This window comes from Pseudonocardia sp. HH130629-09, assembly GCF_001294645.1.
Taxonomy (GTDB): domain Bacteria; phylum Actinomycetota; class Actinomycetes; order Mycobacteriales; family Pseudonocardiaceae; genus Pseudonocardia.
The window spans coordinates 4,286,922-4,302,768 of the sequence record NZ_CP011868.1 but is presented as its reverse complement, the minus strand read 5'-3'; the positions used below and the strand labels follow the sequence as shown (position 1 = coordinate 4,302,768).

At 74.2% G+C, this 15,847-nt stretch carries 17 protein-coding genes, 1 other RNA gene and 1 pseudogene; 13 read left to right on the top strand and 6 right to left on the bottom strand.

Features of this window, described 5'->3' with window-relative positions:
* Window positions 1-13 precede the first annotated feature (13 nt).
* The 3 genes from XF36_RS19795 to ftsX are packed head-to-tail and all read left to right on the top strand — an operon-like array spanning window position 14 to window position 2,141.
* Entirely contained in the window at window positions 14-496 is a 483-nt protein-coding gene (locus XF36_RS19795; RefSeq protein WP_060713110.1) for a MarR family winged helix-turn-helix transcriptional regulator, read from the top strand.
* 52 nt (window positions 497-548) lie between these two features.
* Window positions 549-1,238, top strand: a complete 690-nt coding sequence (gene ftsE / locus XF36_RS19790) for a cell division ATP-binding protein FtsE (RefSeq protein ID WP_060714837.1) — start codon at window positions 549-551, stop codon at window positions 1,236-1,238.
* On the top strand, window positions 1,239-2,141 hold the full coding sequence (gene ftsX / locus XF36_RS19785) for a permease-like cell division protein FtsX (RefSeq protein ID WP_060713109.1): 903 nt from the start codon (window positions 1,239-1,241) through the stop codon (window positions 2,139-2,141).
* Here the strand turns inward: ftsX and XF36_RS34385 are convergent.
* Both XF36_RS34385 and XF36_RS34380 read right to left on the bottom strand, forming a co-directional pair.
* A complete protein-coding gene (locus tag XF36_RS34385) occupies window positions 2,126-2,518 on the bottom strand; it encodes a hypothetical protein (RefSeq protein WP_238588968.1) in 393 nt (130 codons plus the stop codon). The genes ftsX and XF36_RS34385 overlap by 16 nt on opposite strands.
* A 115-nt stretch (window positions 2,519-2,633) precedes the next feature.
* Window positions 2,634-3,032: pseudogene (locus XF36_RS34380) on the bottom strand (SDR family oxidoreductase); the annotation flags it as partial.
* Between the two features lie 142 nt (window positions 3,033-3,174).
* On the opposite strand from XF36_RS34380, the gene smpB reads away from it, so the two are divergent.
* The 6 genes from smpB (at window position 3,175) to XF36_RS19750 (ending at window position 7,921) form a co-directional block, all read left to right on the top strand.
* A complete protein-coding gene (gene smpB / locus XF36_RS19775; RefSeq protein WP_060713108.1) occupies window positions 3,175-3,663 on the top strand; it encodes an SsrA-binding protein SmpB in 489 nt (162 codons plus the stop codon).
* A gap of 25 nt (window positions 3,664-3,688) precedes the next feature.
* On the top strand, window positions 3,689-4,612 hold the full coding sequence (locus tag XF36_RS19770) for an amidohydrolase family protein (protein WP_060713107.1): 924 nt from the start codon (window positions 3,689-3,691) through the stop codon (window positions 4,610-4,612).
* The gene (locus XF36_RS19765; RefSeq protein ID WP_060713106.1) at window positions 4,613-5,872 is read left to right on the top strand and encodes a saccharopine dehydrogenase family protein; all 1,260 of its coding nucleotides are present in this window, start codon (window positions 4,613-4,615) and stop codon (window positions 5,870-5,872) included.
* 117 nt (window positions 5,873-5,989) lie between these two features.
* Window positions 5,990-6,371: a transfer-messenger RNA gene (ssrA, locus tag XF36_RS19760) on the top strand.
* A 210-nt stretch (window positions 6,372-6,581) separates the two neighbouring features.
* Entirely contained in the window at window positions 6,582-7,724 is a 1,143-nt protein-coding gene (locus XF36_RS19755; RefSeq protein ID WP_414706202.1) for a cytochrome P450, read from the top strand.
* Window positions 7,725-7,729: 5 nt separating this feature from the next.
* On the top strand, window positions 7,730-7,921 hold the full coding sequence (locus XF36_RS19750; RefSeq protein WP_043280175.1) for a ferredoxin: 192 nt from the start codon (window positions 7,730-7,732) through the stop codon (window positions 7,919-7,921).
* Window positions 7,922-7,927: 6 nt separating this feature from the next.
* On the opposite strand, the gene XF36_RS19745 is transcribed toward XF36_RS19750, so the two are convergent.
* A complete protein-coding gene (locus XF36_RS19745) occupies window positions 7,928-8,656 on the bottom strand; it encodes a VIT1/CCC1 transporter family protein (RefSeq protein ID WP_060713105.1) in 729 nt (242 codons plus the stop codon).
* A gap of 65 nt (window positions 8,657-8,721) precedes the next feature.
* On the opposite strand from XF36_RS19745, the gene XF36_RS19740 reads away from it, so the two are divergent.
* The 3 genes from XF36_RS19740 to XF36_RS19730 are packed head-to-tail and all read left to right on the top strand — an operon-like array spanning window position 8,722 to window position 11,497.
* Window positions 8,722-10,212, top strand: a complete 1,491-nt coding sequence (locus XF36_RS19740) for a cryptochrome/photolyase family protein (RefSeq protein WP_060714836.1) — start codon at window positions 8,722-8,724, stop codon at window positions 10,210-10,212.
* Window positions 10,213-10,241: 29 nt separating this feature from the next.
* Window positions 10,242-10,760, top strand: coding sequence for a MauE/DoxX family redox-associated membrane protein (locus tag XF36_RS19735; protein ID WP_060713104.1), 519 nt, complete (start codon window positions 10,242-10,244; stop codon window positions 10,758-10,760).
* A complete protein-coding gene (locus XF36_RS19730; RefSeq protein ID WP_060713103.1) occupies window positions 10,760-11,497 on the top strand; it encodes a DsbA family protein in 738 nt (245 codons plus the stop codon). The genes XF36_RS19735 and XF36_RS19730 overlap by 1 nt, the downstream gene beginning before the upstream one ends.
* Here the strand turns inward: XF36_RS19730 and XF36_RS19725 are convergent.
* Complete coding sequence (locus tag XF36_RS19725) at window positions 11,448-12,080, bottom strand: YczE/YyaS/YitT family protein (RefSeq protein WP_193394046.1); 633 nt, start codon at window positions 12,078-12,080, stop codon at window positions 11,448-11,450. The genes XF36_RS19730 and XF36_RS19725 overlap by 50 nt on opposite strands.
* Window positions 12,081-12,180: 100 nt before the next feature.
* On the opposite strand from XF36_RS19725, the gene XF36_RS19720 reads away from it, so the two are divergent.
* Window positions 12,181-13,644 (top strand): PLP-dependent aminotransferase family protein, encoded by a 1,464-nt coding sequence (locus tag XF36_RS19720; RefSeq protein ID WP_064485465.1) that lies wholly within the window; start codon window positions 12,181-12,183, stop codon window positions 13,642-13,644.
* A gap of 6 nt (window positions 13,645-13,650) precedes the next feature.
* Here XF36_RS19720 and XF36_RS19715 read toward each other — a convergent pair whose 3' ends face one another.
* Together XF36_RS19715 and XF36_RS19710 are read right to left on the bottom strand one after the other, a co-directional pair.
* Window positions 13,651-15,195: an SLC13 family permease gene (locus XF36_RS19715; RefSeq protein ID WP_064485464.1), complete on the bottom strand. Its 1,545-nt coding sequence runs from the start codon at window positions 15,193-15,195 to the stop codon at window positions 13,651-13,653.
* The gene (locus XF36_RS19710) at window positions 15,192-15,680 is read right to left on the bottom strand and encodes a gluconokinase (RefSeq protein WP_060713101.1); all 489 of its coding nucleotides are present in this window, start codon (window positions 15,678-15,680) and stop codon (window positions 15,192-15,194) included. Before XF36_RS19710 ends, XF36_RS19715 begins: the two co-directional genes overlap by 4 nt.
* Window positions 15,681-15,847: the final 167 nt, after the last annotated feature.

Genomic DNA, 15,847 nt, shown 5'->3' with positions numbered 1-15,847 from the left:
TAGTATCGCCTCTGTGGCCGAGGTCAAGGAGCGTGACGACGACTGGGCGGCGCTGGTGGACGCCGTGCACGATCTGTCACGCGCGCTGCGGGCGGCGGGGGAGCGCGCGGTCGGGCTGGACGCGATCACCGGGTCCGAGCACGAGGTCCTGCGGTGGGTCTCCGCGCGTCCCGGGCATCCCGTCTCGACGGTGGCGCGCGGGCTCGGCCTGCAGGCCAGCAACGTCAGCACCACCGTCCGGTCGCTGGTCGAACGTGACCTCGTGGAGCGCCGGACCGACCCGGCCGACGGTCGTCGTGCCCTGCTCCACCCCACGGCGCGGGCCGCCCGGCACCGGGAGCTGCTGGACGCGGCGTGGTCGCGGCAGATCCGGGTTGCCCTCGACGACCTCGACGACGCCGACGCCGTCACGCTGCGGGCGGCGGCCCCGGTCCTGGACCGGCTCGCCGGTGCGCTCGACCCGTCGCGGGCCCCGGTCGTCGCCGGACCGGACTGACGGGCGTGTCGTCACCGCCCGTGCACTCCGGGCGGCGGTACCGTCCCGCTCCGTGATCGAGCTGCGGGACGTCACCAAGCGGTACCCGACGTCCGGGCGTCCGGCGCTGGACCGGGTCTCCGCGACGGTCGGGGCGGGCGAGTTCGTGTTCCTGATCGGACCGTCCGGGTCGGGCAAGTCGACGCTGCTGCGGCTGCTGCTGCGCGAGGACGTCCCCACCTCGGGATCCATCCTCGTCGACGGCCTCGACGTCGCCGGGTCGCCCCGGCGCAAGGTGCCGCGGCTGCGCCAGCGGATCGGCTGCGTGTTCCAGGACTTCCGGCTGCTGCCCAAGCGCACCGTCGCCGGCAACGTGGCGTTCGCGCTCGAGGTGCTGGGGCGCAAGCCGTCGGAGATCCGGATCGCGGTCCCGGAGCTGCTGGAGATGGTGGGGCTGCAGGGCAAGGCCGAGCGGCTGCCGCACGAGCTGTCCGGCGGCGAGCAGCAGCGCGTCGCGATCGCCAGGGCGTCGGTCAACCGGCCCCCGCTGCTGCTGGCCGACGAACCCACCGGCAACCTCGACCCCGAGACCGGGCGGGAGATCATGCAGGTCCTGGAGCGCATCAACCGCGGGGGCACCACGGTGCTGATGGCCACCCACGACTCGTCCATCGTGGACGCGATGCGCCGCAGGGTGATCGAGCTGGCCGACGGCGCCGTGCTGCGCGACGAGGCCCGCGCGGTGTACGGGGCGGGCCGGTAGATGCGCCCCGCCCTGCTCACCCGTGAGGTCTCCTCCGGCCTGCGCCGCAACGTCACGATGACCGTCGCGATGGTGCTGACCACCGCGGTCACCCTGATGTCGGTCGGTGCGGGCCTGCTCGTGCTGCGCACCATCGACGACATCTCCGCGCTCTACACGAACCGGCTCGAGATCCAGGTGGCGCTCACCCCGGACGTCTCGGAGACCGATCCCGACTGCAGCGGGCCGACGTGCGCGTCGCTGCGCAGCGCGCTGGAGGCCGCCCCGGGCGTCGGCGGGGTCACGTTCGAGTCCCAGCAGCAGGCCTACACCCGCTTCCGCGAGCTGTTCGCCGGGCAGTCGGTCGCCGACGTCGCCCGGCCGCAGTCGCTGCCCGCCACCCTGCGGGTCACCCTCACCGACCAGCAGGCGGGCGCCGCGGCCGCCCGGGCCGCCGTCGAGGGCAGGCCCGGGGTGCGCGGGGTGATCGACCAGCGCGACGTCGTCGGGACCCTGTTCGACTTCCTGAACGGGGTGCGCAACGTGGCGTTCGCACTCGCCGTCGTGCAGGCGCTCGCGGCGATCCTGCTGATCTCCAACACGGTCCAGGTGTCGGCGTTCATGCGGCGCACGGAGGTCGGCGTGATGCGCCTGGTCGGGGCGACGCGCTGGACCACACAGCTGCCGTTCCTGGTCGAGGCCGCCATCGCCGGTGCCGTCGGCGGGGCGCTCGCCGGGATCGGTCTGGTCGCGGCCAAGTACGCCGTCGTCGACGACCTGTTCGCCGCGATGGGGCAGGCCGGGGTGATCCCGCCGGTCCGGATCACCGACGTGCTGGTGGTCTCGGCGCTGCTCGTGCCCACCGGTGCGCTCGTCGCGGGGATCACCGGGTACGTGACGCTGCGGGCCTACGTGAAGGTCTGAGCGCTCAGCCACGCGGGGGCGAACGCCGCGGCGTGGTCGCGGGCGAACTCCTCCAGGGTGCGGCCCGGGTGGCCGGTGAGGACGGCGACGGCGTCGTCCACCCGGGCCGCCTCGCCGCGCGCGTAGTGGGCGTAGTCCTCGACCAGTCCCGCGGCCTGCCAGGGTGGCAGCACCCCGTCCAGGGCGGTGGCGAACGCCTCCGGGGTGAGGTCGTCGAACGACACCGGGTGCCCGGTCGCCTCGGCCAGGGCCGCCGCGATCTCGGCGTGGGTGACGGCACGCGGTCCGGTCAGGTCGTGCACCGCGCCGTCGGGTCCGGCGCCGGTGAGCACCGCCGCGGCGGCGTCGGTGACGTCGCGCACGTCGATCGCGCTCACCGCGGCGTCGCCGATCGGGGCGCCGAACCGGCCGGTCGCCGCGACCAGGGGGGGCGAAGGCCAGCAGGCCCTGCAGGAACAGGTTCGGCCGCAGCACCACGTGGCCGATGCCCAGGTCGCGGACGTGCTGTTCCACCGCGGCGTGCCAGCGTAGGAACCGCACCGGGGAGTCCACCCGCGCCGCGAACTGGGACAGCAGCACCAGCCGGTTCACCCCGGCGGTCGCGGCGGCGTCGGCCACCGCGATCTGGGTCGTCGCAGCGTCCGGAGCCGAGGGGGAGTTGAGGAACGCCGCGTCGACCCCGTGCAGCGCCGCGGCGACGGCGCCCGGGTCGCGCAGGTCGCCCCGCACGACCTCGACCCCGACGCCGACGCCGGCACCGGCACCGGCACCGGCGAGGCGGTCGGGATCGCGGACCAGCGCCCGCACGGTCACATCCCGGCCGGCCAGCGCGGTCAGCAGGTGCCCGCCGATCCCACCGGTCGCCCCGGTCACCAGCACCGTCGTCGTCATGCCCGCCTCCTGCGATCATTGGTCCGATACGAGAGCACTGCTCTCGCGAAGAGTCTGCACGCGGCGTCGCCGATGTGCAAGAGCACTGCTCTGGCGACGCTGCGGTCGGATGCCGGTGGCGCACCGCGGGTAGGCTGGTGGGGTGAAGGAACAGGGCCGGAAGGTGATCGCGCAGAACCGTCGGGCCCGGCACGACTACGCGATCCTGGAGGAGTTCGAGGCCGGGGTCGCGCTCAAGGGGACCGAGGTGAAGAGCCTCCGTCTGGGCCGGGCGTCGCTGGTCGACGCCTTCGCCACGATCGACGACGGCGAGATCTTCCTGCGCAACCTGCACATCCCGGAGTACGTGCGCGGCAGCTGGACCAACCACGAGCCGCGCCGCACCCGCAAGCTGCTGCTCCACCGCGGCGAGATCGACCGGCTGATGGGCAAGACCCGCGAGGGCGGGCTCACCCTGGTGCCGCTGTCGCTGTACTTCAACGACGGCAAGGTCAAGTGCGAGATCGCACTGGCCAAGGGCAAGAAGGACTACGACAAGCGCCGCGACCTGGCCAAGAAGGACGCGCAGAAGGAGATCGCGCGCGCCGTCGGCCGCGCGGCCAAGGGGCGGGCCCGGGACCTGCGCGGCTGAGCCACGGCCCGCCTAGGGTGGGGCCGTGGATCTTCCCGTCCCGCCGGTCGACGACGCCGACGTGCCTCGCTGGACCGCCGAGCTGGGCCTGCCCGGCCTGGTCGACGTGCACGTGCACTTCCTGCCCCAGCGGATGCTCGACAAGGTCTGGGCCTACTTCGACGCCGCCGAGACCCACTACGGCACCCCGTGGCCGGTGCACTACCGCCTGCCCGAGGACGAGCGCTATGCCGTCCTGGAGCGGCTCGGCGTGCTCGCATTCGCCCCGCTGACCTACCCGCACAAGCCGGGCATGGGGGAGTGGCTCACCGGCTGGGCGGGCGAGTTCGCCGACGGCCACCCGCGTGCGGTGCGTACCGCGACCCTCTACCCGGAGCCCTCGGTCGTGGACTACCTCGGCCGTGCCGTCTCCGACGGGTCGCGGCTGGTCAAGGTGCACGTCCAGGTCGGCGGGTTCGACCCGCGCGACCCCCTGCTGCGCGACGCCTGGGGGCTGCTCGCCGACGCGGGTGTCCCCGCGGTCGTGCACTGCGGCGACGGGCCGATCCCCGGCGAGTACACCGGGCTGCAGATCTTCGCCGAGGTGCTCGAGGCCCACCCGGACCTGCGGATCGTGCTCGCCCACGCGGGCATGCCGGACTTCCGGGGTGCGCTGGAGCTGCTCGACCGGTTCCCGAACCTGGTGCTCGACACGACGATGGTCGGCACCGCGTTCTCCCAGCGGCTCTCCCCGCTGCCGTCGGACTGGCCGGCGCGCCTGGCCGAGTACCCGGGCCGGATCGTGCTCGGCACCGACTTCCCCAACATCCCCTACGCCTACGCCGAGCAGCTCGCCGCCATCGCCGACTGGGCCGCCGCCGAACCCCGCCTCGGCACGGCGTTCCTGCGCTCGGTCCTGCACGACGCCCCGGCCGCGCTGCTGGGCGTCGACGACACGAGGAGTTCCTAGATGGTCAGCCCGCAGCACGACCCGACCGGAGGGGCCGCCCCGGGTGACCCGGTCGACATCGCCCTCTACGGCGCGACCGGTTTCGTCGGCGGCCTCATCGCCCGCCACGTCGCCGAGCACGCCCCGCCCGGGGTGCGCATCGCGCTGGCCGGGCGTTCGGAGGCCAAGCTCGCCGCGACCCGGGCCGCGCTGCCGGGGTCGGCCCGGGACTGGCCGCTGATCGTCGCCGACGCCGCCGACCCGGCCGCGACCGACCGGCTCGCCGCGGGCGCGCGCGTGGTGCTGAGCACGGTCGGCCCGTACGCGAAGTACGGCCTGGGGCTGGTCGGGTCGTGCGCGAAGGCCGGTACCCACTACGCCGACCTCACCGGTGAGGTGCTGTTCGTCCGCGAGGCGATCGACCGCTTCCACGAGACCGCCCGCGCGAGCGGTGCGCGGATCGTGCACTCCTGCGGCTACGACTCCGTCCCCTCCGATCTGGGGGTGTGGCTCGCGCACCGGGCCGCGCAGGCCGACGGCGCCGGCGGGCTCACCGAGGTCCGCACGGTCGCGACGATGCGCGGCGGGGTCTCCGGCGGCACGGTGGACTCGCTGCGCGGGCAGCTGGACACCGTCCGCACCGACCGCGACGCCCGGCGTCTGGCCGCCCGTCCGCACTCGCTGAGCCCCGACCCCGCGGCCGAGCCGACACCGTCGCAGCCCGCGGACGCGGGGCCGCCGGCCCGGCTCCCGGACGGCACCTGGACCGCCCCGTTCGTGATGGCGTCGTACAACACCCGGATCGTGCGCCGCTCCAACGCGCTGCTCGACCACGCCTACGGCCGCGGCCTGCGCTACGGCGAGCTGCAGGGCTGCGGGCGCGGGGTGTCCGGGGCGGTCGCCGCGGCGGTGGTCACCGCAGGACTCGGCGCGCTGGTCGGCGCGTTCATGGTCGGGCCGATCCGCCCGCTGCTCGACCGGGTGCTGCCCGCGCCGGGCGCCGGGCCGTCGGAGCGGACCCGCGAGCGCGGCTGGTTCCGGATGGACGTCCGCGCCGAGACCGAGTCCGGGCGTCGCTACCGGGTGCGGGTGTCCGGCCCCGGGGACCCCGGCTACGCGGCCACCGCGGTGATGTTCGCCGAGGCGGGCCTCGCCCTGGCCCTGGGCGGGTCCGCGCTGCCCGACCGCGCGGGCTGCCTCACCCCGGCCACCGCGCTGGGGGACGTGCTGGTCGACCGGCTGCGCGCCGCGGGGCACACCTACGAGGTCGCGGCCGGGTGACACGCCACCCACCGGCAACCGGAATGTCCGGGCGTGCGCGAGGCGTTATGCTGTGCGTCCGCCCGGGTACGTCTGGGCGGAATGCAGATGGACCGCGGGTCCCACGGGACCCGACCAGGGGGTGAACGGTTTCGACTCCGATCGTTGATCGAGGTGAAGCGTGCCGAGGAAGGCGACGATGATCTCGTTAACCATGCGTCGCAAAAAAACAAGTGCCGACAACAGTCGCACTGCCCAGAGCGCTTACGCGCTCGCTGCCTGATCACCAGGTAGGGGCTGTCGGGCCGGAGGCGTCCCCGCTCCGGGTCCCGACATCATTCAGGGGACTCACCCTGCGGTTCGGCCGCGGAACCGCAGGGGACATCCAACAGCGGCTGGGATCGTCACACCGGCTTGTTCGCGTGACCGGTGGATCCGAGTAGAGACACAGCGGACTGCGCACGGAGAAGCCCTCGTGAACCGACGGAGGACCCGGGTTCGATTCCCGGCACCTCCACCGCCCAGCGGCCCCGTCCCGATCCCGGGACGGGGCCGTTCGCGTCTCCCGGGAGGGTCGCTCCCCGGGAAAGATCGTTGCGCAAACGAAACTGTGCATTGCTAACATCCCTGATGGGAGTGATGCCGATGACCGCCGTGACCCAACCCGTGCCCACCTACCCGATGGCGCGTGAGTGCCCCTTCGACCCGCCCGCCGAACTCGCCCGCATCCGTGAGGACGAGTGCCCCGCCGGGGGGGTCGGGCGTCGCCCGCGTCCGGATCTGGGACGGCAGCACGCCCTGGCTCGTCACCCGCTACGACGACGTCCGCACCGCGCTAGCCGACGAGCGGCTGTCCGCCGACGCCGACCGCGAGGGCTACCCGGCCACCTCGCGGTCGCGACACGTGCGGTCCCAGGGGCGCCGCCGCAGCTTCATCATGATGGACGGTCCCGAGCACGCAAGGCACCGGCGGATGCTCATCGGCGAGTTCACCGTGCGCCGCATCGAGCGCCTCCGGCCGCTGATCGAGCAGACCGTCACCGAGCTGCTGGACGGCATGGAGGCCGGGGAGAACCCGACCGACCTGGTGCAGGCGTTCGCGCTGCCGCTGCCGTCGCTGGTGATCTGCCACCTGCTCGGGGTGCCCTACGCCGACCACGCGTTCTTCGAGGCCCAGAGCCGGATCATGGTCGACCTCACCTCCGGCGCGGAGGCCTCGGCCGCGGCGTCGGACGCGCTGCAGGACTATCTGGCCGGACTCGTCCGGGCCCGGCTGGCCGAGCCGCGCGACGACATGCTCGGCGGCATGGCCGCCCGGGTCGCGGCCGGGGACCTCACCGTCGACGAGGCGAGCGCCTCGGCGCTGCTGCTGCTCGTCGCCGGGCACGAGACGACGGCGAACATGATCGCCCTCGGCACGCTGACCCTGCTGCACCACCCCGACCAGCTCGCCGCCGTCCGCGACGGCGACGCCACGCAGGTCCGCGGCGCGGTCGAGGAGCTGCTGCGGGTCCTCACCGTCACCCATATCGGCCGTCGCCGGGTCGCGACCGAGGACCTGGAGATCGGCGGCGTCACGATCCGGGCGGGGGAGGGCGTGGTGCTCGCCGCCGAGGCGGCCAACCGCGACCCGCGGCAGTGGCCCCACCCCGACGAGGTCGACGTGTCCCGCGGGACGAACCGGCACGTCGCGTTCGGGTTCGGGGTGCACCAGTGCCTCGGGCAGCCGCTGGCCCGCCTCGAGCTGCAGATCGCCTATCCGGCGCTGCTGCGGCGCTTCCCGGGACTGCGGGTCGCCGTGCCGGACTCGGAGATCGCGTTCCGCGACGACATGGCCGTCTACGGTGTGCACGCGCTGCCGGTGGCATTCTGATGTCCATGCGCGTGATCGTGGACAAGGAACTGTGCATCGGGGCCGGCCAGTGCGTGGTGACCGCGCCCGACGTCTTCGACCAGGACGACGACGGAATCGTCGATCTGCTGACCGACTCGCCCGCCGAGGGCGACCGGGACGCGGTGAAGGAGGCCGAGCACGTGTGCCCGGCCCGCGTGATCAGCGTCGAGGACTGAGCCCGCTCAGGCGGCGCTGACCCCGATGAGCATCCCGACCAGGTAGGTCGCACCGGCCGCGATCGCGCCGAACGCCAGCTGGCGCAGCGCCGCCGCCCACCACGACCGGGAGGTGAACCGCGAGGTCAGCGCCCCCGCGACGAGCAGGCCGACCCCGCCGACGGCGAGGCCGAGCGCCAGCGAGCCGTAGCCGAGCAGGAACGTCAGCAGCGGGATCAGGCCGCCGACCGCGAACGCGGCGAACGACGACGTCGCCGCCACCCACGGCGAGGGCTTGTCGTCCAGGCTGACGCCCAGCTCCTGGCTGACGTGCATCCGCAGCGCCAGCTCAGGGTCGCGGTGCGCCTCGCGCGCGACGGCGTCCGCCGTCTGCCCGGTCAGTCCCATCTCGCGGAACCGGGCGGCCAGCTCGTGCTCCTCGGCGCGCGGGTGCAGCACGAGCTCGCGGCGTTCGACGGCGGCCTCGGCGTCGAGCGCGTCGTTCTGGGTGCCGACCGAGGCGAACTCGCCCAGGGCCATCGAGAACGCCCCCGCGACGACGCCCGCCAGCCCGGTCAGCACGATCAGGTCGCGGTCCGCCCCGCCCCCGCCGACGCCCGCGACCAGCGCGATCGTGGTGACCAGGCCGTCCATCGCGCCGAACGTGGCGGCGCGCAGCCAGCCGCCCGAGACGTCCCGATGGGAGTGGTCGTGGCTGTGGTCGGCGAGTTCCGCCTCCAGCTCCGGATCGTTCACACCCGCAACGATAGGACGGATGCGTTCGCCGCGCGGCGGTGCGCGACCAGCCCGACACTGGGTCGATGTCGTCCGATGACACGGCTCCGCTGTGGCTGTTCGCCGACCAGCTCGGCCCGCACGTGTGGGACACCGAGGAGTTCGCCGACCGCGAGATCGTGATCGTCGAGTCCGCGCGGGCGCTGGGCAGGCGTCGCCACCACCGCCAGAAGCTGCATCTGCTCCTGTCCGGGATGCGCCACCTCGCCGAGCAGCTCGGCGACCGGGTCACCCACCTGCGCACCGACACCTACCGTGAGGCGCTGGAACGGGTCGGCCGCCCGGTGGTGGTGCACCAGCCGACGTCGTTCCCCGCCTCGGACATGGTCCGTAGGTTCGTGCGGGAGGGGCTGGTCACCGAGGTCCGGCCCACCCCGACCTTCGCGCTGGGCAAGGACGAGTTCGACGCCTGGGCCGGTGACCGCGAGACCTTCCGGATGGAGGACTTCTACCGCGCCCAGCGCGAGCGGTTCTCCGTGCTGATGGACGGGGAGAGGCCCGTCGGCGGGACGTGGAACTACGACCACGACAACCGCGAGTCCCCGCCGAAGGGCGCCCGGACACTCGACGTCGAGCCGCCCTGGCAGCCCCGCGAGGACGACGTCGACGCGCGCGTGCGGGCCGACCTCGACGCGGCCGGGTACCCCACCGTCGGCCGGGACGGACCGCGCCGCTTCGCCGTCACCCACGAGGAGGCGACCGCGGCCCTGCGGCACTTCGTCCGGCACCGCCTGGACACCTTCGGCCCGTACGAGGACGCGGTGCTGGAGCAGGACTGGGCGATGGCGCACTCGTTGCTGTCGGTGCCGATGAACCTGGGTGCGCTGCACCCGCTGGAGGCGGTGCACGCCGCCGAGCAGGCCTACCGCGACGGGGACGCCCGGCTGTCCAGCGTCGAGGGGTTCGTCCGCCAGATCCTCGGCTGGCGGGAGTACGTCTGGCAGCTGTACTGGCGTTTCGGGCGCGGCTACACGCGTCGCAACCACCTGCGGGCGCGCACGCCGCTGCCGGACTGGTGGACCGACGCCGACGCCGACGCCGTCACCGCGAACTGCCTGTCGCACGCACTGGGCGGGGTCCGCGACCGCGGCTGGACCCATCACATCCCGCGCCTGATGATCCTCGGCAACCACGCCCTGCAGCGCGGCTACCGGCCCGCGGAGCTCAACGACTGGTTCGCGACGGCGTTCGTCGACGGGTTCGCCTGGGTGATGCCCGCCAACGTGATCGGAATGAGCCAGCACGCCGACGGCGGACGGATGGCCACCAAGCCCTACGCCTCCGGCGGCGCCTACATCAACCGGATGACCGACCTGTGCTCCGGCTGCGCCTTCGACCCGACGGTGTGGGTGGGGGAGAAGGCCTGCCCGTTCACCGCGGGCTACTGGCAGTTCGTGCACCGCCACGAGGAGACGATGGCGGGCAACAACCGCACCGCCCGCGCCGTCGCCACGATGAAGCGGCTGACCGACCTCGACGCGCTGCTGGAGCAGGAGTCCGCCCGCGAGGAGTTCTGACCCGGCGGGGATCGCTAGGCTCCTCCGTCGTGACCGCAGCCCGCCCGCTCGACGTGCTCGGCACCGTGCTGCGACTGGGACTCGCCGCGGTCTGGCTGGTGTCGGGAGCGGTGAAGCTGAGCGAGCCGTTCACCACGGCCGTCGCCGTCGCCGCCTACCGGGTGCTGCCGGACGCCCTCGTCGTGCCGGTGGCGACCCTGCTGCCGCCGCTGGAGATCGCGCTCGGCCTGCTGCTGCTCGCGGGCCTCGCCACCCGGCTCGCCGCGGTGGTGGGCACCGTGCTGCTGCTCGCGTTCGTCGCGGGGCTGGTGCAGGCGTGGGCGCGCGGGCTGTCGATCGACTGCGGCTGCTTCGGCGGCGGCGGGCCGGTCGACCCCGAGGACACCCGCTACGGGCTGTCCCTGCTGCGCGACCTCGCCTTCCTCGGCACCGCGGTGTTCCTCACGGTGCGCCCGCGGACGCTGTTCGCCCTCGACGGGCGCGGGGACCGGGCCGCGGCACACCACCACGACCGGCGGGCGCCGGTGAACGCGACGGAGGGACGCTGATGGGACAGAACGAGCGCGAGCGCCGGGCGGCCGCCCAGGCACGGCTGCAGGCGGCGGGGATCACCTCGGCCAAGACGTCCGGCGGGCTCGGCCGCAACCTCGCCATCGGGGCGCTGGTGCTGATCGTCGCGCTGGCCGCCGGTGGCTACGTCCTCTGGCAGAACTACGGCGCGGCGACCGGGCCGACCTACCCGGTGGCTCGTGACGGCGTGGTGGTGAGGGCGGGGAACCAGGCCGCGCCGGTCACCGTCGACGTCTACGAGGACTACCTCTGCCCCAGCTGCAAGCAGTTCGAGTCCTTCTACGCCGACGACCTCACCGCGGCGATGAACGAGAACAGGGCGAAGGTCAACTACCACCACATCGTCATCCTCGACGAGCGCTCCTCCCCGCCCGGCTACTCGACCCGGGCCGGCAACGCCGCGCTGTGCGCCGCGGACGCCGGGATCTTCCCCGCCTACCACTCCCGGCTCTACGCCGACCAGCCCGCCGAGGGGAGTGCCGGGACGTCGGTCCAGGAGCTGACCGCGCTCGGCGCCGAGCTCGGCGCGACCGGCGACTTCAGCGGCTGCGTCGCCCGGCAGGCGAACAGCCAGGCCATCGCGGACGCGACCGGTGCCGCCGCCGCCGACCCGGCGGCGGCACCGGGCGGGCGGTTCGGCACCCCGACCGTGCTGGTCGACGGCGTCAAGATGGATCTGAGCAACGGGGACTGGCTGTCCCGCGTGACGGGCTGACCGCGCCGACGGCCAGTCGCGGCAGGAACCACTGCACGAGCGGCCCGACGGCGAGCGCGTAGGCCACCGTCACCAGGCCGAACGTGCCGCCCAGCGCCCACCCGGCCAGCACGACCGTCACCTCGATCGCGGTCCGCACCAGCCGCACCGACAGCCCGGTGCGGGCCGCGAGTCCGGTCATCAGCCCGTCCCGCGGGCCCGGTCCCAGCCCGACCCCGATGTAGGCGGCCGTCGCCACCGCGTTCAGCACGATCCCGGCGGCGGCGAACCCCACCCGCAGCCACAGTGCCTCCGGGGCGGGCAGCACCGCGAGCGCCAGGTCCACCGTGACCCCGATGACGACGACGTTGGTCACCGTGCCAATCCCCGGCCGTTCCCGCAGCGGGATCCACAGCAGCAGCACCCCGACCGCGACGACGACGGTCACCGCCCCCACCGACAGCGCCGTGCGCCCCGCGACGCCCTGGTGGAACACGTCCCACGGCATCGAGCCGAGGGCCGCGCGCATCATCAGCGCCATCGAGACCGCGTAGCCGACCAGGCCGACCACGAGCTGGGAGAGCCGCCGGGTGCGCCGCGGCATCCGCAGCGACCAGCGGGAACTGTCGATCGTCACGAGATGGCATGCTGCTTCCATCGGTGGCCTGTCGTCACCGTGCCACTCGAGCGAAACTGGATCGGGAATGACGCAGGGGATCGGGGCGGAGCGCCTCGCCGCGCTGTGCGGCGACGTCCACGGCGGGCGCGGCCCGGCCTACCGGGTGCTGGCCGACGCGGTGCGGGTGCTGACCGGCGACGGCCGGCTGCCCTCGGGCACCCGGCTGTCGGCGGAGCGGCCGCTGGCCGAGGCACTGGGCGTCAGCCGGGTGACGGTCGCCCGTGCCTACCGCGAGCTGCGCGACGACGGCTGGGCCGACGCCCGGCACGGGTCGGGCACCTGGGTGCGGCTCCCGGACCGGACCGGTGGTGTCGACGGGGTGTGGGCGCCCGGGCCGGTGGACCACGGCGCGATCGACCTCGCCCACGCCGCCCCGGCCGCGCCCGCGGTACTGCCCGACCTGGTCGCCCGCGCCGTCGAGCGGGGTGCCGCGGAGCTGGCCGGACACGGCTACGGGCCGGACGGCCTGCCTGCGCTGCGGTCCGCGATCGCCGACCGGTTCACGACCCGGGGGCTCCCGACCGGGCCGGAGCAGGTCGTCGTGACGGGCGGGGCGCTGCAGGCGATCGGGATCGTCCTCGCCGAGCTGGCCGGGCCGGGGGACCGGGTGCTCGTCGAGCATCCCACCTACCCGTCGGCGTTCGACGTCGTCGCCGACGTGGGAGCGGTCGCCGTCCCGGTGGCGGTGGACGGCGCCGGCGCGACGCCCCAGACGGTGCTGCCGCGGGCCGCCCGGCAGACCGCGGCGCGGGCCGCGTACCTGATGGCGGACTTCCAGAACCCCACCGGCCGTCTGCTCGACGACGACGCCCGCGCCCGGCTGGTGCAGCGCCTCGCCCGTCAGGGCACGGTTGCCCTGGTCGACGAGACCTTCGCCGAGCTGGACCTGCGCGGGGGCGCCACGGGGCCGCTGCCGTGTGCCGCGCACGCCGCCGGACCCGACGACGTCGTCACCGTCGGCGGACTCAGCAAGATCGCCTGGGGCGGGCTGCGGATCGGCTGGGTCCGGGCCGGCCGCGAGCGTGCGGCCCGGTTGCGACGACGGCTGGCCAGGGCCCAGCTGGCGCTGCCGGTGCTGGAGCAGCTGGTCGCCGTCGAGGTGCTGGAACGGCTCGACGTGCTGCGGGCCGAACGGGTCGGGGTGCTGCGCACCGGGCGCGACCTGCTGGCCGCCGAGCTCGCGGCGACCCTGCCGGACTGGCGCTTCACCGTGCCCCACGGTGGGCTCGCGCTGTGGTGCGACCTCGGTGCCCACGTCTCGACGGCGCTGACCGCGGCGGCCCCGCGGCACGGTCTGGTGCTGGCGCCCGGCCCGCGGTTCGGGGCCGGGCACGCGTTCACCGACCGGCTGCGGGTGCCGTTCACCCACCCCGGACCGGTGCTGACCGAGGCGGTGCGCCGGCTCGCCCGCACCGTCGCCGACGTCGACGGACCCGGGTCCCGGGCGACGGTCGCCGACCCGGCGACCCGGGCCGGCGTCGTCGTCTGAGCGGGGTCAGAGCACCAGGTCGATCAGCAGCACCAGGACCAGGCCGGAGACCGAGATGACGGTCTCCATGATCGACCAGGTCTTGATGTTCTGGCCGACGGTGAGCCCGAAGTACTCCTTGACCAGCCAGAACCCGGCGTCGTTGACGTGGGAGAAGAACAGCGAGCCCGCGCCGATCGCCAGCACCAGCAGTGAGGTCTGGGTCGGGTCGAGCGTCGGCAGCAGCGGCACGAGGATCCCCGCGGCGGTCACCGTCGCGACGGTCGCCGACCCGGTCGCGAGCCGGATCGCCACCGCGACCAGCCAGCCCAGCAGCAGTGCGGAGATGCCGGCGCCGGTGGCCCAGCCCGCGATCATCGCGCCGATCCCGGTGTCGACCAGGGTCTGCTTGAACCCGCCGCCCGCGGCGACGATCAGCACGATCCCGGCGATCGCGGGGAGCGACCTCTCCAGCGAGCCCATGATCCCGGCGCGGTTCATCCCCGAGCCGGTGCCGAGGGTGACCATCGCGACCAGCACCGACAGCAGGAGCGCGACCAGCGGGGTGCCGACGAAGTCCAGTGCGGCGCGCACCGGGTTGCCCTCGGGTGCGGCGATGTCGCCGACGGCCTTGCCCATCATGAGCACGACCGGCAGCAGCACCGTGACCAGGGTGGCGGCGAACCCGGGGCGCCGAGTGGGACCGCCGTCCGGCAGGTCGCGGCCGGCACCGGAATCGGCACCGGCGTCGGAATCGGCACCGGACCCGGGACCGGCGTCGGCACCCGCGCCGGTCCCGGCCGATCCGGCCGATCCGGCCGATCCGGCGGATGCGGCGGATGCGGCGGACGCGGTGGTGCTCCCGGCCGCGACCGGGGACTCGAACAACGCGGGCGGGGAGACGTCGACCCAGCGGGCCGCCAGCGTCGCGAACAGCGGCCCGGCCAGCACGACGACCGGGATCGACACGAGCACGCCGAGGAGCAGGGTGATGCCCAGGTCGGCGTCGAGGATGCCGATCGCGGCGAGCGGGCCGGGGTGGGGCGGGACGAGACCGTGCATCGCGGACAGCCCGGCCAGTGCCGGGATGCCGACGGCGATCAGCGAGACCTGGGCCCGGCGCGCGACCAGGAAGATCACCGGCATCAGGATGACCAGACCGATCTCGAAGAACATCGGCAGGCCGATCAGTGCCCCGACGGCGGCCATCGACCACGGCAGGGTCCGCGGGCCGGAGCGGGAGACGATCGTGTCGACCAGCCGGTCGGCGCCGCCGGAGTCGGCGAGCAGCTTGCCGAACATCGCGCCCAAGGCGATCAGCGTGCCGACGCTCGCGGCGGTCGAGCCGAAGCCGTCGGAGAAGGCCGTCACGGCGTCGCCCATCGACATGCCCGCCACCGCCGCGACCAGCAGCGAGCCGATGGTCAGGGCCAGGAACGGGTGCAGCGAGAACTGCGTGATCAGCAGGACCAGCGCGACGATCCCCACCAGCGCGGCGGTCACCAGGCGGCCGGCGGAGGCGACCGGCTGGGCCTGCTCCGCGGCCAGGACGAGTGCGGGGTGCAGCGTCATCGCGGGGCCACCTCCGACCCGGTGGCGGCGACGGCGCCCGCCACGATCTCCTCGACCGGCCTCCGGATGTCCAGGGTCGTCCCGGCCTCGTCGGCGGCCAGCGGCTCCAGGGTGGCCAGCTGGGAGTCGAGCAGCGCGGTCGGCATGAAGTGCCCGGAACGTCCGCCCATGCGCTCGGCGAGCACCGCCGCGTCGCCGGAGAGGTGCACGAACACCGTCGACGGCGCGTGGGCGCGGAGCCGGTCGCGGTAGGTGCGGCGCAGCGCCGAGCAGGCGACGACGAGCCCGGTGCCGGTGTGCTCGGCCAACCGGGCGCCGACGGCGTCGAGCCAGGGCTCGCGGTCGGTGTCGGTGAGTGGGGTCCCCCGGGTCATCTTCGCGATGTTGGCGGCCGGGTGCAGACCGTCGGCGTCGGTGAACGGGACACCGAGTGCGTCGGCGAGGGCGGCGCCGACGGTGGACTTCCCGGAGCCGGACACCCCCATCACGACGACGAGGGGGCGGGGTGGTGGCTGGTGTGTCGCCGGCTGTTGCGTCACTGCATCGGCTCCTCACGGTGTGGCGGCATCGGCACGCGGACCGGGAGTACCCGGGTCGTTGTGGGACCAGAGTCGGTCATAAGTATTACGTGTTCAACACCGGATCGGTTCAG

Coding starts and splice junctions, on each gene's coding strand:
- ftsX (WP_060713109.1), top strand. CDS start 1,239: ATGCGCCCCGCCCTGCTCACCCGTGAGGTCTCCTCCGGCCTGCGCCGC.
- XF36_RS19765 (WP_060713106.1), top strand. CDS start 4,613: ATGGTCAGCCCGCAGCACGACCCGACCGGAGGGGCCGCCCCGGGTGAC.
- XF36_RS19750 (WP_043280175.1), top strand. CDS start 7,730: ATGCGCGTGATCGTGGACAAGGAACTGTGCATCGGGGCCGGCCAGTGC.
- XF36_RS19740 (WP_060714836.1), top strand. CDS start 8,722: ATGTCGTCCGATGACACGGCTCCGCTGTGGCTGTTCGCCGACCAGCTC.
- XF36_RS19730 (WP_060713103.1), top strand. CDS start 10,760: ATGGGACAGAACGAGCGCGAGCGCCGGGCGGCCGCCCAGGCACGGCTG.
- XF36_RS19725 (WP_193394046.1), bottom strand. CDS start 12,080: ATGCCGCGGCGCACCCGGCGGCTCTCCCAGCTCGTGGTCGGCCTGGTC.
- XF36_RS19720 (WP_064485465.1), top strand. CDS start 12,181: ATGACGCAGGGGATCGGGGCGGAGCGCCTCGCCGCGCTGTGCGGCGAC.
- XF36_RS19715 (WP_064485464.1), bottom strand. CDS start 15,195: ATGACGCTGCACCCCGCACTCGTCCTGGCCGCGGAGCAGGCCCAGCCG.
- XF36_RS19710 (WP_060713101.1), bottom strand. CDS start 15,680: ATGGGGGTGTCCGGCTCCGGGAAGTCCACCGTCGGCGCCGCCCTCGCC.